This window comes from Sphingomonas naasensis (assembly GCF_004792695.1).
Classification (GTDB): Bacteria; Pseudomonadota; Alphaproteobacteria; order Sphingomonadales; family Sphingomonadaceae; genus Sphingomonas; species Sphingomonas naasensis.
Genome location: NZ_SRXU01000001.1, coordinates 1,104,962 through 1,120,169 on the forward strand (window position 1 = coordinate 1,104,962; position 15,208 = coordinate 1,120,169).

The following is a 15,208-nucleotide window of genomic DNA, read 5'->3' on the forward strand; positions in this document are numbered from 1 at the left end:
CTATCCCCCTGCCGCAATCAGTGCGGAAACTTGCTGTCGATGAAAACCCGCGTGAATTCCATCGGATCGGGCTCGCGCCCATTGGCTTCGCGGAAGCGGACGCGGCCCGACTGCCAGACCTCGCGGATCGCCCCCTGCATGCCGTCCTGAAACTGCATGCGGCCGACGACGATCTCGCGCCAGCTGCCGGTGGCGCCGAACAGCGTGCGATAGTGCGGCTCCATCGCGCGCAGCGCCGCATCGGCCGCCGGATCGAGATGGCCGATCGCATCGAGCACATAGCTTTCGAGCAATTTGAGGAACGGCTTGCCGGCGTAGCGATCGCTCATTTGGCTGCCTTTCGTGCGGCCATGCGCGCGCGGAACCGCGCGCCCCAGCCGGCTTTGGAAGTCTGCTCGCCGCGGGTGAGCGCGAGCGCATCGGCCTCGACGTCGCGCGTCACCACCGATCCGGCACCGACGATCGCGCCCGCGCCGATCGCGACCGGGGCGACCAGCGCGCTGTTCGAGCCGATGAAAGCGCCGTCGCCGATCTTCGTGCCGTATTTGAGGAAGCCGTCGTAATTGCAGGTGATCGTGCCCGCGCCGATATTGGCCCCTGCCCCCACTTCGGCATCGCCGAGATAGCTCAGATGGTTGGCCTTGGCGCCCTTGCCGAGCACGGCCTTCTTGGTCTCGACGAAATTGCCGATCTTCGCGCCCTCGCCGAGCACCGTGCCGGGGCGGAGCCGCGCATAGGGCCCGACGCTCACTCCGCGCGCGATCGTCGCGCCCTCGATATGGCTGAAGGCATGGATGGTGACGTTGTCGGCGATCGTGACGCCGGGGCCGAAGAATACGTTCGGCTCGATCAGCACGTCGCGGCCGAGGCTGGTATCATAGGCGAACCACACCGTCTCGGGCGCGATCAGCGTCGCCCCGTCGGCCATCGCCTGCGCGCGGCGGGCCTGCTGCCAATCGGCCTCGACCGCGGCGAGCTCGCCGCGGCTGTTGATCCCGGCGACCTCGGCCGCGGCGACTTCGATCACCGCCGAATGGCGCCCGTCGGCGGCGGCGACGGCGACGATGTCGGGAAGATAATATTCGCCCGCGGCATTGTCGTTGTCGATCCGGGCCAGCAAGTCGAACAGGTCGGCCGCGCGCGCCGCGAACAGCCCCGAATTGCACAAGGTCACCGCGCGCTCCTCGGGCGAGGCGTCCTTGAACTCGACGATGCGATCCATCCGGCCGTCGGCATCGGCGATCACGCGGCCATAGGCGGCCGGATTGACCGGACGGAAGCCGAGCGCGACCGTCGCAGGCGCGTCCGCGGCGTGGAGCCGCGCGAGCATGCGCCGCAGCGTGTCGGCGGTGACGCGCGGCACGTCGCCGAACAGCACCAGCACATCGCCTTCGAACCCGGCGAGCGCATCCTCGGCCATGCGCACGGCGTGGCCGGTGCCGAGCTGCTCGGCCTGATGGACCGTCTCGGCGCCGTGCGGGCGCACCGCCGCCTCGACCTGCTCGCGCCCGGCGCCGACCACAACGATCGTCCGCGCCGGATCGAGCGCCGCGACGCCATCGATCAGATGCAGCAGCATCGGCCGCCCGGCGAGCGGGTGCAGCACCTTGTGCGTATCGGATTTCATCCGCGTGCCCTTGCCCGCAGCAAGGATGATCGCGGCAATCGGGAATGTCATCGAACCCTCCGGTGCAGCCCCCCTGCCATGACAAGCTTGCCAATTCCATAGTCTTGCTGGCAGGCGCCGCCGCGATGACAGACTTCCCCTTCAACATCGTCGGGTTCGACCTCGACGGCACGCTGTTCGACACCAGCGCAGACCTGACCGCGGCGCTCAACCACGCGCTGGCGCTGCTCGGGCGGCCGCCGCTCGACGTCGAAACCGTCAAGCCGATGATCGGGCGCGGCGGGAAATACATGCTCCAGCAGGGGCTCGAGGCATCGGGCGGATGCGATCCCGACACGCTCGAACGCACCTATCCCGCGCTTCTCGCCTTCTACGGCGACAACCTCACGCGCGGGACGCACGCCTTTCCCGGGCTCGCCGCGGCGATGGACGCGCTCGACGCGCGCGGCGCGAAGCTCGCCATCGTCACCAACAAGTCCGAGCAGCTCGCCGTCCAGCTCGTCGCCGAGCTCGGCCTCGACCACCGCTTCGCCTGCGTGATCGGCGGCGACACGATGGGGCCGGACGGGCGCAAGCCCTCGCCGGCGGGGATCCACGAGATGATCCGCCGCTGCGGCGGCGGGCGCGCGGCGTTCGTCGGCGACTCGATCTTCGACACCCAGGCGGCGAAGAACGCCGGCATCCCCTCGATCGCGGTCAGCTTCGGCTTCCTGATGCAGCCGATCGAGGAGCTGCAGGCGGACGCGGTGATCGACCATTATGACGAACTGGTCCCCACGCTCGAGAAGCTGGGCACGGCATGAATGACACCATGCTCCCGCTCTTCTCGCTGCTCGCGCTCGCGCTCGGGCTGGCGATGGACGCGTTCGCGGTCTCGGTGGCGCAGGGCGCGATGCGGCGGAGCACCGCGGGCGCGCTGCGCATCGGCGCGGCATTCGGTATCGCGCAGGGGCTCATGCCGTTGCTCGGCTGGGCGCTCGGCGCCGCGTTCGAGAGCTGGATCCGCAATGTCGACCATTGGGTCGCGTTCGTGCTGCTCGGGTTGCTCGGCGCGAAGATGCTGCGCGAGGGGCTGGCCGGCGAAGACGCCACCCCGGCGCCCGCGCTGATCGGCTGGGCGCTGCTCGGCGCCGCGGTGGCGACCAGCGTCGACGCCGCCGCCGCCGGAATCACGCTGCCGATGATCGGCGCGCCGATCGCGATCGCCTGCGCCGTGATCGGGCTGGTGACCGCGGCGCTGTGCGTCGCCGGGGTGCGCATCGGCGCGACCTATGGCGCGCGGCTGGGCAAGCTCGCCGAGATCGCCGGAGGCACGCTGCTGATCCTCATCGGCGCGAAGATCCTGATCCAGCATCTGTTCTTCGGCGGCTGATCTGGTCCGGTTGCAAAGAGAGACTTAATTTCGTCTCTTTTTGAAGGGCTTGCGACCTGTGTTTTACCTGAGTTCCGCGGACGCTTGCATTCGCTCTACAAGACGTGAAAGCTTGCGACTTGGGGAAGAGAACGTGGGTCGTTTCGGGGGGATGATATTGAAGGGGCCACAACCCGCCTCTCAACGAGAGGCTGCGGCCGAGCTGCCTGCGGGCGGCCGGATCGCTTCCGCCAGACTTGCCGAACTGGTCCAGCTGACGCTGGTCGCCGACGGCGTGATCATCGATCTTCGCCACTATGCCGAGCGCCAGCGCGCGACCGGTGACGGCGAGCGGCTCGACACCGCGGGAATCCTGCTCGCCGGCGGCGCGGCGGAATCGTCCGAGGAGCTGCTGTGGCAGCTCGCCGACCCGGTCGCTGTGGGGAAGCTCGGCTTCCAGGCCTATGCGGCGGTGCCGCTGCACGACATCGACGGAACCCCGCTCGGCCGGATCGTGGCGATCCAGCGCGGGCAGCGCCAGTTCGACGGGCATGATCTGAAGATATTGCGGACCGCGGCGGATCTCGTCGCCGACCTGATCCGGCAGCCTCAGCTGGCCAATTGAGTAATCGTCGCCGGAGGTGCCGGCGCGCGTGATCCAAGCAGGGCGCGACCGCGCGCGGTGAGCGCCGCGTCGATCGCCTGCGGCCCGCCCGGGCCGACGACGAACGCCTCGAAGGTGACGAGGCCCGCGTCGCATAGCTCCTGAACAGTCTTGATGAAATCGATGAGCCGATCGGGGGATTCGTCCATCCCGACCTCGGCAGGGCCCAGTGTCACGACGATCGGCCAGCTCGACCACAGCGCATCGACCACCTTTCTGGCATCGGCGCTCTCAAAAGCCTGCACGGGATCGTCGATCACAACTTGCCTCACTGCCCTGAACTACATCGTACCTGCGCCCCCTATTGTTTTGCCCCGTCTGTCCCGGTCGCGATTAACCTTCGCATAACGGAGGTTAACAAATCCCTAACACCAGGAAGACAGCCCCTTCGTTCGTTGACGAAGTTCGTCTAATTGCAAATATTGTTTCTATTTTTCAATATTTTAAAGATATAATCTGGTTTCGCGGCGGCCGGAGCAACGCGCATCCGACCATCTTATCGCTGCCAGCCGCTGACCTCCACTATCCTTTGCGTAAAATACCATAGGCAGAACGCATAGCTAATCAATACGGGACTTTTCGTATATACCGAGGATTACTACCTAATCCTGCCGAATGCGATTAATGTTTAATTTAGCTAACCTTCCTTGCGCCACTTAATAAACAAGTGGCGCGCCAGCATCATCGGCGGCATCCGGATCGCGTGGCTGCGGATGTAGAAGCCGAGCCGGGTCCATTTCCGCGTCGGCCGGCCCCAGCCGTCGCGCGCGAGGATGCGGCGCCGGTAGAGCGGATCGTGGCTGTCCCACACCCGCCAGCTTCCCGGGATCACGGTGCCGTAAAGCGCATGCGCCTGACGCGCCGCGCGGGCGACCGCCGGGCCCAGACCGTGCACGGCGGCGCGTGCCTCGAGGCCGGCGGTGCCGAATTCCGCGATCAGGCAATGGATGTCCCACAGGTTGCGCATGCCGCCGGCGAGATCGCCGTCCGCCATCAGATGCGCCGCGGCGTGGCAGAGCATGTCGTCGGGGCTGAGCACGCGCAGCCCGTTCGCCAGCGCGACGCTGTCGGCGATCAGCGCATCGGCATCGGGGGTGACGCGCGCGGTGCGCGGCAGGATCGTGTGGTGGACGTCGATCATCCGATCGCGCTCGCGGTGGATCAGCGGCGGCAGCTCGTGCATCCAGCGGCGATAATAGGCATCGTCATAGGGATCGGGCTTGACCCATTCCCAGCCGGCAGCGAGCAGCGCCGCCTCGGCTTCGTCGAGACGCGCACGGGGCACGAGGATGTCGAGATCGCCGATCGAGCGCCCGCTGCCCGCGGCGAGCCCGGCGGCGGCATAGGCGGTGCCCTTGAGCAGGATCACCGGCATGGCCAGCGGCGCGAGCGCACGGCGGGCCATCTCGGCCTCCCACAGGGCGGCGACGCGCCCCTGCTCCGCCGAGGCGCGGGCATCGGCGAGGATGCGCGCGGCGACGCCCGGCATCGGCAGGCCGTCGAGCCGGTGCGCGAGCGTGCCGATCAGCTGCTCGGCGCGGGCGATGGCGAGCAGCGCGGGCCAGCCCGTCGTGTCGAGCGCGGCGGTGGTGGCGGGATCGCGCAGGGCTTCGGCGAGGATGCGGGCGTCGATCATGCCGCCTCCCACAGGCGCTCGACCTGCGCGAGCGCCGTCGCCGTGTCGGGATAGTCGAGCGCCTGGGCCGGCACCGTCCGGACCAGCCGGGTGAGTGCGTCGAAGCCGCGTTCGGCGAGCGCGACATAATTGGTCGAGGCCTGGGTCAGCCGGACGAAGGTCTCGCTCGGCGGCACCGCGCGCTCGGCGGCGGCGAAGCCGTAATTGGGGAAGAGGATCAGGCGCGGCACTGCCGGCTCGGTCATCGCGGCGATCGCCCGCGCATCGGGGACGAGGTGGCGGATCGTGCCCTTGGGGGTGCCCTCGAGCATGGGGCCGAAGCGCCCCCCGGGCAGTGCGCGTTCGAGCACGGCGATCGCTTCGTTCTTGAGGCTGATCAGGCGCGGGAAGCCGTGGAGCAGCCCGGTGGCGGGATCGAGCAACGCGAACTCGTCACCCATCAGCCGCCAGCCCCTGGCCATCAGCAGCGCGGCGAGCGTCGACTTGCCCGCTCCCGACATGCCGGTCATCAGCAGCGCCTTGCCGTCGCGCTCCACTGCCGAGGCATGGAGCAGCAGATAGCGGCGCTGGCCGAGCGCCATCTGGAGGTTCATCCCCATCTCGGCGGCGAGCAGCCCCTGCGCGAGCGGCAGCGGCGCGGCATCGGGGATGACGAAATCGCCGCCGATCTGCACCGACGGGCGCAGCACGCGCCGCCACGGCCGCGCGGCGAAGAGATGGACGTTGAAATCGGGGATGCCGCCCTCGGGCTGCGGATAATCGCGGTAGAGATCGTCGAGCGCCGCAATCGGCCCGCGCCAGTCGCTGCCGACGCGGAAGCCGACCGGGCCGATGCGGAGCCGGGTCAGATGGCGCACAGCCGCTCCACCAGCCCGGTCGCGACGAGCTCGTCGAGCCGCGCCGCCAGCGCCAGGGGATCGGCGTCGACGAGATCGAAGCGCTCGGAAAGCCGCGCCATCAGATCAGACGCGGCGAGCGGTTCGGGCGCGAGGGCTGCGAGAATCTCGGGCACCGGGCTGTCGACGATATGGGTGATCCCCGAAGCGCGGTGATAGATCAGCGTCAGCGCGTCGAGCGGCACGATGCGCAGCGTCTCGGGAGCCGCGGTCTTGAAGCGCGTCATCGGCGCCGGGCCTTGTCTTGTTCACGCGGAGACGCGAAGACGCGGAGAAAAAGAAGGGGGTTCGCGCGGAGGCGCAGAGGCGCGGAGGCATGGGCGCCGGCGGCGTTGGCCGCCATTCTCGCGCCGGGCGGCATGGCAAACAGGGTGGTTTTCGCGCCGCTGACGCGGCGAGCGAAACGCTCCCCGCCTCCCCGCCTCCGCGCGAACAACGTCTTTTCCGCGTCTTCGCGTCTCCGCGTGAACCAATCAGCTCGAGACGCGCGGTAAAATGTCACGCCCGCCCCCGTCGTGCTGCGCTTGCTCAGCCTGCGGTTTGACGAAAGAACCGCCCTTCGACAAGCCAGCGCGAGCGGCCTCAGCCGCGCGGCATCTGCAGCGAGGCGAAGCAGGTGAAGCCGCTGGTGCCGGACTGCAGGCGGCGGATATAGTTGGTATAGGCGCGGCTGCGCTCGTAATCGGTGCCGGGCAAGGTGCCGCCCGAGAGCGCGCGCTTGACGTCCTCGGCCTTGAACGCGGTTCCCGGCGGCGGATAGGCGCCCGGGGTGCCGGCGGGCACCAAAGTGCCGTCGGCGGCGATATAGCTGCCGGCGCGCGCGGGATCGGGGACCGGAATCTCGCAATTCATCACCGAGGCGCTGGTCTGGGCGAGCGCCGGCCGGATCGAGACGATCGCCGACGCGCCGGCGGCGCCGAGCATCAATGCGCGGCGGCGCGAAGCGACGGGTCCGGAGCTTTCGTCGGCCATGATGCCTTGTCCTGCGCCCGGGCGGCTTTCGCAATCGTAAATCCGTGCCTAGAACGGGACATATGCAATCGTTTCTCGGGGTTCGGACAGCGCTGGCACTCGTGGTGGCGGCGATCGCCGCCGGCGCCGGGCTGCTGCTGAGCGGCGACGTGCAGGCGAGCCTCGTCGTGCTGGTCTGCGCGGTCGCCGCGGTGCTCGTCGCGGCGAGCGGCGGCGACGCGGCCCCCGCTCCCCCGCTGCCGGTTGCCGCGCCGGCGCCCGGCGAGCCGGCGATCGCCGACGTCATCGAGGCGATCGCCGAGCCGGTGCTGGTGATCGCCGACAATCGCGTCGAGGCGGCGAATCACGGCGCGCGCGAGCTGCTCGGCCGGCACGTGCTGGGCGAGGACGTCCGCGTCGCGATCCGCCACCCGGCGGCAGCGGAGCGGCTGATGCGCAGCGACGACGGCGCGCCGGGTGCGCCGATCCATCTCGTCGGGCTCGGCACGCGCGATCAGCGCTGGGAGATGCGCGTGCGCACGCTCGGCGACGGACGCCGCGTGGTGCATCTGATCGATCGCACCGGCAGCTATGCCGCCGAGCGGATGCGCGTCGACTTCGTCGCCAATGCCAGCCACGAGCTGCGCACCCCGCTCGCCTCGCTACTCGGCTATGTCGAGACGCTGCGCGAGGATGCCGGCGACGATCCGGGGACGCGCGCGCGGTTCCTCAAGATCGTGTTCGGCGAGGCGCAGCGGATGCAGCGGCTGATCGAGGACCTGATCTCGCTGAGCCGGATCGAGGCCGAGAAATACCGCGTCCCCGACAAGGCGGTCGACCTCGCCGATCTGATCGATCAGGTGACCGTCGAGCTTTCGGGCAGCCCGCGCGCCGCCGATCTGGTGATCCAGATTGCGGACGTTCCCGCGGTCGTCGGCGATCCGACCCAGCTCAGCCAGCTGCTCCACAACGTCATCGGCAACGCGATGAAATATGGCCGCGACGCCACCCCGGTGACCGTGACGCTGCAGCCCGAGGGCGAGGCGATGGTGCGCCTCAGCGTCGCCGACGAAGGCGAAGGCATTCCGCCGCAGCACATCCCGCGGCTGACCGAGCGCTTTTATCGCGTCGATTCCGGGCGCAGCCGCTCGCTGGGCGGGACCGGGCTGGGCCTCGCGATCGTCAAGCACATCGTCGAGCGCCATCGCGGGCGGCTCGACATCGCCAGCGCGGTCGGCAAGGGCACCACCGTCACCATCCTGCTGCCGGTGCAGCGATTGTCATAAAGCCGTAACCGACTTGCAAGACACGCGCTTTGACGTGCCGGAGCGCACGACTCGGGGTAAGCGGGAGTTCGCGACATTTTCGGCAGGTTCGGCCTGATTGCAGCGGCGGCGCTCACGCTCGCCGGCTGCGACAGCAACACGGCGCGCGAGATCCGCGCCGTGGGATCGTCGACGGTCTATCCCTTCACCACCGCAGTCGCCGAGACCTTCGTCAACCAGGGCGGCGGCCGCAAGGCGCCGGTGGTCGAATCGATCGGCACCGGCGCCGGGCTCAAGCGCTTCTGCGAGGGCGTGGGCTGGGAATATCCCGACATCGCCAATGCCAGCCGGCGGATCAAGAAATCCGAATATGCGCTGTGCGAGGCCAACGGCGTCGGCGAGATCATGGAAGTCCAGATCGGCGTCGACGGCGTCGCGCTCGCCGAGGCGAATAATGGGCCGCGGCTCCAGCTCAGCAAGAAGGACGTCTATCTGGCGCTCGCCGCCAGCCCGTTCGGCAAGCCCAACCCGGCGCGCAGCTGGCGCGACGTCAATCCGGCGCTGCCCGACCTGCCGATCCAGGTGATGGGCCCGCCCGCGACGAGCGGCACCCGCGACGCGCTGGTCGAGCTGGTGATGGAGCCGGGCTGCGCCGCCGCCGATCCCGAGGTCAAGGCGCTCAAGGCGGCGAAGGATACCGCGCCCTATGACAGCCGCTGCAAGCGCATCCGCGACGACGGCCCCTATATCGACAAGGGCGAGAACGACAATCTGATCGTCCAGGGCCTCGCCGCCAATCCCAACGCGCTCGGCGTGTTCGGCTATTCGTACCTCGAGGAGAATATCGACCGGCTCCACGGCGTGCCGATCGAGGGCGTCGCGCCGAGCTATGCGAGCATCGCCGACGGGACCTATCCCGGCGCGCGGCCGCTGTTCCTCTATGTGAAGAAGCGGCATCTGCGCGCGGTTCCCGGGCTCGCCGACTTCCTGACGCTCTACGCCACGATGTGGAATCCCGAGGGCAAGCTTACCCAGCGCGGGCTGATCGCGGCGCCCGACCCGCTGCGCGCGCATTCGGCGCAGATCGTCGCGCAGCGGATCGCACTCGATCCCGCCGGGCTACACTGATGAACGCTTTCGCGCTTCTCTTCCTCGTCGCCGGGCTCGGCCTGATCGGCTGGCTGACCGCGCGCGCCCGCGCCAATCGCTTCGACCGCGGCGGCGCGCGCCGGCTCCACTCGCTGCCCGGCCAGCACGGCATGTATGTCGCGATGTGGACGGTGCTGCCGGCGCTGCTGTTCGTCGCGGTGTGGAGCGCGGTGAGCCCCGGTCTCGTCAAGGAAGCGGTGCTCCAGCATCCCGCGGCGGCGCAATTGCCGCAATTCGACTTCGAGCGCGACGCGCTGCTCGCCGAGGCGCGCCGCGTCGCCAACGAGGACGGCGCCGCCGCCTTCGACCCGGTGGCGCAGCAGCTCGCCGCCCCGACCCGCGACGCGCAGGCGCGCTATCGCTGGATGGGCACCGCCGCGGCGATCCTGCTCGCCTTTGCCGGCGCGGCGTTCGCGCTCACCCGCGTGCGGGCGAGCTTCAAGGCGCGCAGCCGGGTCGAGCGCGGCACGATGCTGCTGCTGCTCGTCGCCTCGCTGATCGCGATCCTGACCACATTGGGGATCTTCCTGTCGCTGCTCTGGGAATCGCTGCGCTTCTTCCAGCAAGTGCCGATAACCGACTTCCTGTTCGGCACGCACTGGAGCCCGCAGGTGATCGACGCCGGCGATCCGGGCAAATCGCTGGGCGCGGTGCCGCTGTTCTGGGGCACCTTCTTCATCGGCGCGATCATCGCGATGATCGTCGCGATCCCGTTCGGACTGATGAGCGCGATCTACCTCACCCAATATGCCGCGCCCTCGGTGCGCAAATGGATGAAGCCGATCCTCGAGATGCTCGCGGGCGTGCCGACCGTGGTCTATGGCTATTTCGCCGCGCTGACGGTGGCGCCGGCGGTGCGCGATCTCGCGGTGTCGCTCGGCTACACCTATGCCTCGTCCGAGAGCGCGCTCGCCGCCGGCCTCGTGATGGGGGTGATGATCATCCCCTTCGTCTCGTCGATGGCCGATGATTCGATCGCGGCGGTGCCGACCGCGATGCGCGACGGCAGCCTCGCGATGGGCGCGACGACCAGCGAGACGATCTCGCGCGTGCTGATCCCCGCCGCGCTGCCGGGCGTCGTCGCCGGGGTCCTGCTCGCGGTGAGCCGCGCGATCGGCGAGACGATGATCGTGGTGATGGCCGCCTCGGGCGCCGCCAATATCACGCTCAACCCGTTCGAGAGCGCCACGACGGTGACCAAGCAGATCGTCGACCTGCTCACCGGCGAGAGCGAGTTCGACAGCCCGAAGACGCTCGCCGCCTTCGCGCTGGGGCTGACGCTGTTCGTGATCACGCTGCTGCTCAACATCGTCGCGCTGCGCGTCGTGAAGAAATATCGGGAAGCCTATGAGTAAGTCGCTCCTTCCCCAGCTCCCGACCGGGCCGGCCGAGCCGACCGAGCGCGCGCCGACCGACTGGACGACCGTGGCGATGCAGAAGCGCATCCGCCGGCGCTATGCCCGCGAGCGGCGCTTCCGCTTCTTCGGGCTCGCCGCGGTGACTTTGTCGGCCGCGTTCCTCGCCTTCCTGCTGATCACGATGGTCGCCAATGGCTGGCGCGGCTTCACCCGCACCGACGTGGCGCTGCCGATCGATTTCCCCGCCTCGGGGATAGTGGTCGAGCGGGCGCAGCTCGCGACGCGCGGCGCCGATCTGGCGCTGGCCGGCGCCGGGCTCGAGAACATGGTCAAGAGCGCGGCGGCGACCGCGTTCGGTCCCGGCGGCGAGGAAGTGCTCTCCGAACATGCCTGGCTGCGCGTGCGCGACGCCATCAAGGCCGATCCGAGCATCCTCGACCGCAAGATCACGATCGACCTGCCGGCGTCGACCGAGATCGACCAGGCGCTGGGCGGCAAGGGCACCGCCGCTGCCGAGGCGGCGGCGGCGAAGCTCCAGCAGGCAGGCGTGCTGTCGCGACGCTTCAACGCCGATTTCCTGCACGAGTCCGATTCGACCGATCCGGTGGCGGTCGGCATCTGGGGCGCGCTCAAGGGCTCGCTGCTGACGATGGCGGTGACCTTCCTGATCGCCTTCCCGGTGGGCGTGCTCTCGGCGATCTATCTCGAGGAATATGCCCCGAAGAACCGCTGGACCGATCTGATCGAGGTCTCGATCAACAATCTCGCCGCAGTGCCCTCGATCATCTTCGGCCTGCTCGGGCTCGCGGTGTTTCTCGGCAGCTGGAGCCTGTTCGGCTACCAGTTCGGGCCGCTCCTTCCCCGCTCGGCGGCCCTGGTCGGCGGGCTGACGCTCGCGCTGATGATCATGCCGGTGATCGTCATCGCCAGCCGCAACGCGATCAAGGCGGTGCCGCCGTCGATCCGCGACGCCGCGCTGGGCATCGGCGCGAGCCCGATCCAGGTGGTGTTCCACCATGTCCTGCCGCTCGCCATGCCCGGCATCCTGACCGGCACGATCATCGGCATGGCGCGCGCGCTGGGCGAGACTGCGCCGCTGCTGCTGATCGGCATGCGCGCGTTCATCGTCACCCCGCCGGGCGGCTTCACCGATCCCGCCACGGTGCTGCCCGTCCAGATCTTCCTGTGGTCCGACGAAGTCAGCCGCGGCTTCATCGAGAAGACCAGCGCCGCGATCATCGTGCTGCTGGTGTTCCTGCTCGCCATGAACGGCCTGGCCATCTATCTTCGCAACAAATTCGAGACCCGCTGGTGATGACCGACACCCCCCACAAGATGTCCGCCCGCGGCGTGAACGTCTTCTACGGCAACAAGCAGGCCGTGAAGGACGTGTCGATCGACATCGACATGGACAAGGTCACTGCGTTCATCGGCCCCTCGGGCTGCGGCAAATCGACCTTTCTGCGCACGCTCAACCGGATGAACGACACGATCTCGAGCGCGCGCGTGACCGGCGACATCACGCTCGACGGCGAGGACATCTATTCCTCGGCAATGGACGTGGTCCAATTGCGCGCCCGGGTCGGAATGGTGTTCCAGAAGCCCAACCCCTTCCCCAAATCGATCTACGAGAATGTCGCCTACGGCCCGCGCATTCACGGGCTGGCGCCGTCGAGGGCCGAGCTCGACGCGATCGTCGAGCGCTCGCTCAGGCGCGCGGGGCTGTGGGAGGAAGTGAAGGACCGGCTGCAGGACAGCGGCACCGCGCTCTCGGGAGGCCAGCAGCAGCGGCTGTGCATCGCCCGCGCGATCGCCGTCGACCCCGAAGTGATCCTGATGGACGAGCCCGCCTCGGCGCTCGATCCGATCGCCACCGCCAAGATCGAGGAGCTGATCCACGAGCTGCGCGGGCGCTATGCGATCGCGATCGTCACCCACAACATGCAGCAGGCCGCGCGGGTGAGCCAGCGCACCGCCTTCTTCCACCTCGGCACGCTGGTGGAATATGGCGATACCGATCAGATCTTCACGACTCCCCACGAGGAGCGCACCAAGGACTATATCACCGGAAGGTATGGATGATGGGGACGGGGCAGGAACATACCGTCAAGGCGTTCGACCAGGACATCAAGCAGCTCCGCGCGCTGATCAGCCAGATGGGCGGGCTCGCCGAGCAGGCGCTGCACGATGCGATGAAGGCGCTCCAGCGCGGCGACACCAGCCTCGCCGATCAGGTGCGCGGCAAGGACAAGGCGATCGACGCGATCGAATCCGAGGTCGAGAAGCTCGTCGTCCGGCTGATCGCGCTGCGCGCGCCGATGGCCGATGACCTGCGCGAAGTGATCGCGGCGCTCAAGATCGCCGCGGTGATCGAGCGGATCGGCGACTATGCCAAGAACGTCGCCAAGCGGGTGCCGCTGATCCATACCGAGGGCGAGGACCGCATCGAGGCGCTCTCGCTGCTCCCTTCGATGGCGCAGATGGCGAGCGATATGGTCCATGACGCGCTCGACGCCTTCGCCTCGCGCGACGCCGCGGGCGCAGCACGGGTCTGCCAGCGCGACAGCGCGCTCGACGATTTCTACGATTCGATCTTTCGAACGCTCGTGACCTTCATGGTCGAGAATCCGCGCACGGTCAGCCAGGTCGCGCACCTGCTGTTCGTCGCGAAAAACATCGAACGCATCGGCGACCATGCCACCAATGTCGCCGAGATGGTCTATTTCGCCGCAACCGGTCGCTATCTGGCCGACGAAGCGGCCGCTGCCTGAGGACATATCATGGCCCGAGTGAAGATGCTGCTGGTCGAAGACGACGCCGCGATCGCCGAGCTGGTGACGTGGCACTTCAAGCGCGAAGATTATGAAGTGAAGCACACCCCCGATGGCGAGGAAGCGTTGCTGCTCGCCAAGGAAGCGACGCCCGACATCGTGCTGCTCGACTGGATGGTCGAGGGGCTTTCGGGGATCGAGGTCTGCCGCCGCCTTCGCCGCATGCCCGAGACCGCCAACATCCCGATCATCATGCTCACCGCGCGCGGCGAGGAAGAGGATCGCGTGCGCGGGCTCGAGACCGGCGCCGACGACTATGTCACCAAGCCCTTCTCGCCACGCGAGCTGGTCGCGCGCGTCGGCGCGGTGCTCCGCCGCGTGCGCCCCGCGCTGGCCGGTGAGGCGTTGACTTATGCCGATATCGAGATGGACACGGTGGGTCACAAAGTCCGCCGGGGCGGCGACGTCGTCGCGCTTGGGCCGACCGAATTCCGCCTGCTCAAGCATTTCCTCGAGCATCCGGGCTGGGTGTTCTCGCGCGAGCGGCTGCTCGACGCGGTGTGGGGGCATGACAGCGACATCGAGAGCCGAACGGTCGACGTCCATATCCGGCGACTGCGCAAGGCGATCAATCACGGCAACCGCCCCGACATCATCCGCACGGTCCGCTCGGCGGGCTACGCGCTCGATACCGGCAACTGACCTAGGGGAATTTCCCCGCCCCGCACGGGTTAATCCCGAGCGCGCCGGCGGAGACATCGCGGCAATCCGGCGTTTCGGGAATGCGCATCTCCCTGCGCCCCGGAACCTGGTTCGGAGACCCCGTGATGAGTCTGATCGTCCTCGCGACGGCGCTGGCCGTCAGTAGCGCCGCCCTCCCCCAAACCGATCCCCAGCAAGCCTCGCCGCCGCCCGCCGACGGCGCGCGGCTCGGCGGGCTGGCGCCGCCCAGCGGCCCGTTCGTCGACGGCCCGCCGCGGCCCGGCCAGCCGGTGGTCTTCGTGCCCAACCCGAAGACCCCGAGCGAGATGTTCCCGCCGCCGCCGCCGCGCGAGAACGTGCCCTTCTGCAAGCGCAACCAGTTCGACGGGTGCAAGCAGCGGGGCGGCTGAGCGACGAATGCTGGCCTGGGCGAGGTGAACCGGGCGAAGCGCGCAACGTCTCCTCGCCACATACGTTACTCTTCCGCAACATAGCGAGAAGAGGACGTGCGAATGAAATGGACGATCATCGCCGCCGCGCTGGCGATCAGCGGCACTTCGGCGGCGCAGGACGTGCCCGCAAGCCAGCAGCAGACTCCGCCCGCGACCAGCGCGCCGGAGTCGCCGACCACGACTACGCCCGACGCCAACACCCCGCCGGCGGATCCCGCCGCGGGCACCACCGGCTCGGGCACCACGACGCCGCCCGACGCCGCACCGGCACCTGACGCCGCGCCTGCTCCCGAGGCTGCACCGGCACCGGCCGCACCCGACGCCGCGGCGCTGCCCCCGCCGGCTGCTACCCCCGCCGCAGCTGCGCCCCCACCCTAGCCGATGAC

Annotated in this window: 19 protein-coding genes; 12 read left to right on the top strand and 7 right to left on the bottom strand. The window is 68.7% G+C overall.

Annotated elements, in window-relative coordinates; all coding sequences use genetic code 11:
* Positions 1-17: 17 nt before the first annotated feature.
* On the bottom strand, positions 18-329 hold the full coding sequence (locus E5A74_RS05075) for a hypothetical protein (RefSeq protein WP_135983130.1): 312 nt from the start codon (positions 327-329) through the stop codon (positions 18-20).
* On the bottom strand, positions 326-1,678 hold the full coding sequence (glmU, locus tag E5A74_RS05080; protein WP_135983131.1) for a bifunctional UDP-N-acetylglucosamine diphosphorylase/glucosamine-1-phosphate N-acetyltransferase GlmU: 1,353 nt from the start codon (positions 1,676-1,678) through the stop codon (positions 326-328). The genes E5A74_RS05075 and glmU overlap by 4 nt, the downstream gene beginning before the upstream one ends.
* Before the next feature lie 74 nt (positions 1,679-1,752).
* Here glmU and E5A74_RS05085 point away from each other — a divergent pair, with 74 nt between their 5' ends.
* The 3 genes from E5A74_RS05085 (at position 1,753) to E5A74_RS05095 (ending at position 3,603) form a co-directional block, all read left to right on the top strand.
* Complete coding sequence (locus E5A74_RS05085) at positions 1,753-2,430, top strand: HAD-IA family hydrolase (protein ID WP_135983132.1); 678 nt, start codon at positions 1,753-1,755, stop codon at positions 2,428-2,430.
* A gap of 8 nt (positions 2,431-2,438) precedes the next feature.
* The gene (locus E5A74_RS05090; protein ID WP_135983216.1) at positions 2,439-2,999 is read left to right on the top strand and encodes a manganese efflux pump MntP; all 561 of its coding nucleotides are present in this window, start codon (positions 2,439-2,441) and stop codon (positions 2,997-2,999) included.
* A gap of 133 nt (positions 3,000-3,132) precedes the next feature.
* On the top strand, positions 3,133-3,603 hold the full coding sequence (locus E5A74_RS05095) for a GAF domain-containing protein (protein ID WP_135983133.1): 471 nt from the start codon (positions 3,133-3,135) through the stop codon (positions 3,601-3,603).
* Here the strand turns inward: E5A74_RS05095 and E5A74_RS05100 are convergent.
* The 5 genes from E5A74_RS05100 to E5A74_RS05120 form a co-directional block, all read right to left on the bottom strand.
* A complete protein-coding gene (locus tag E5A74_RS05100; protein WP_135983134.1) occupies positions 3,588-3,902 on the bottom strand; it encodes a hypothetical protein in 315 nt (104 codons plus the stop codon). The genes E5A74_RS05095 and E5A74_RS05100 overlap by 16 nt on opposite strands.
* A 377-nt stretch (positions 3,903-4,279) precedes the next feature.
* A complete protein-coding gene (locus E5A74_RS05105) occupies positions 4,280-5,278 on the bottom strand; it encodes a nucleotidyltransferase domain-containing protein (RefSeq protein ID WP_135983135.1) in 999 nt (332 codons plus the stop codon).
* The gene (locus E5A74_RS05110) at positions 5,275-6,135 is read right to left on the bottom strand and encodes an HprK-related kinase A (RefSeq protein WP_135983136.1); all 861 of its coding nucleotides are present in this window, start codon (positions 6,133-6,135) and stop codon (positions 5,275-5,277) included. Before E5A74_RS05110 ends, E5A74_RS05105 begins: the two co-directional genes overlap by 4 nt.
* The gene (locus tag E5A74_RS05115; RefSeq protein WP_135983137.1) at positions 6,123-6,401 is read right to left on the bottom strand and encodes an HPr-rel-A system PqqD family peptide chaperone; all 279 of its coding nucleotides are present in this window, start codon (positions 6,399-6,401) and stop codon (positions 6,123-6,125) included. Before E5A74_RS05115 ends, E5A74_RS05110 begins: the two co-directional genes overlap by 13 nt.
* A 355-nt stretch (positions 6,402-6,756) precedes the next feature.
* Positions 6,757-7,146, bottom strand: coding sequence for a hypothetical protein (locus E5A74_RS05120; protein ID WP_135983138.1), 390 nt, complete (start codon positions 7,144-7,146; stop codon positions 6,757-6,759).
* Positions 7,147-7,208: 62 nt separating this feature from the next.
* On the opposite strand from E5A74_RS05120, the gene E5A74_RS05125 reads away from it, so the two are divergent.
* From E5A74_RS05125 to E5A74_RS05165, 9 genes are all read left to right on the top strand, one after another.
* Entirely contained in the window at positions 7,209-8,411 is a 1,203-nt protein-coding gene (locus E5A74_RS05125) for an ATP-binding protein (protein WP_135983139.1), read from the top strand.
* A gap of 75 nt (positions 8,412-8,486) precedes the next feature.
* Complete coding sequence (locus E5A74_RS05130) at positions 8,487-9,518, top strand: substrate-binding domain-containing protein (protein ID WP_135983140.1); 1,032 nt, start codon at positions 8,487-8,489, stop codon at positions 9,516-9,518.
* A complete protein-coding gene (gene pstC / locus E5A74_RS05135) occupies positions 9,518-10,894 on the top strand; it encodes a phosphate ABC transporter permease subunit PstC (RefSeq protein WP_135983141.1) in 1,377 nt (458 codons plus the stop codon). Before E5A74_RS05130 ends, pstC begins: the two co-directional genes overlap by 1 nt.
* A complete protein-coding gene (pstA, locus tag E5A74_RS05140; protein WP_135983142.1) occupies positions 10,887-12,212 on the top strand; it encodes a phosphate ABC transporter permease PstA in 1,326 nt (441 codons plus the stop codon). Before pstC ends, pstA begins: the two co-directional genes overlap by 8 nt.
* Positions 12,212-12,979: a phosphate ABC transporter ATP-binding protein PstB gene (gene pstB / locus E5A74_RS05145; protein ID WP_135983143.1), complete on the top strand. Its 768-nt coding sequence runs from the start codon at positions 12,212-12,214 to the stop codon at positions 12,977-12,979. Before pstA ends, pstB begins: the two co-directional genes overlap by 1 nt.
* A complete protein-coding gene (gene phoU / locus E5A74_RS05150; RefSeq protein WP_135983217.1) occupies positions 12,979-13,668 on the top strand; it encodes a phosphate signaling complex protein PhoU in 690 nt (229 codons plus the stop codon). Before pstB ends, phoU begins: the two co-directional genes overlap by 1 nt.
* A gap of 9 nt (positions 13,669-13,677) precedes the next feature.
* Complete coding sequence (gene phoB, locus E5A74_RS05155) at positions 13,678-14,370, top strand: phosphate regulon transcriptional regulator PhoB (RefSeq protein WP_135983144.1); 693 nt, start codon at positions 13,678-13,680, stop codon at positions 14,368-14,370.
* Between the two features lie 125 nt (positions 14,371-14,495).
* Positions 14,496-14,780, top strand: a complete 285-nt coding sequence (locus tag E5A74_RS05160; RefSeq protein ID WP_135983145.1) for a hypothetical protein — start codon at positions 14,496-14,498, stop codon at positions 14,778-14,780.
* 102 nt (positions 14,781-14,882) lie between these two features.
* Entirely contained in the window at positions 14,883-15,200 is a 318-nt protein-coding gene (locus E5A74_RS05165; RefSeq protein ID WP_135983146.1) for a hypothetical protein, read from the top strand.
* Positions 15,201-15,208: the final 8 nt, after the last annotated feature.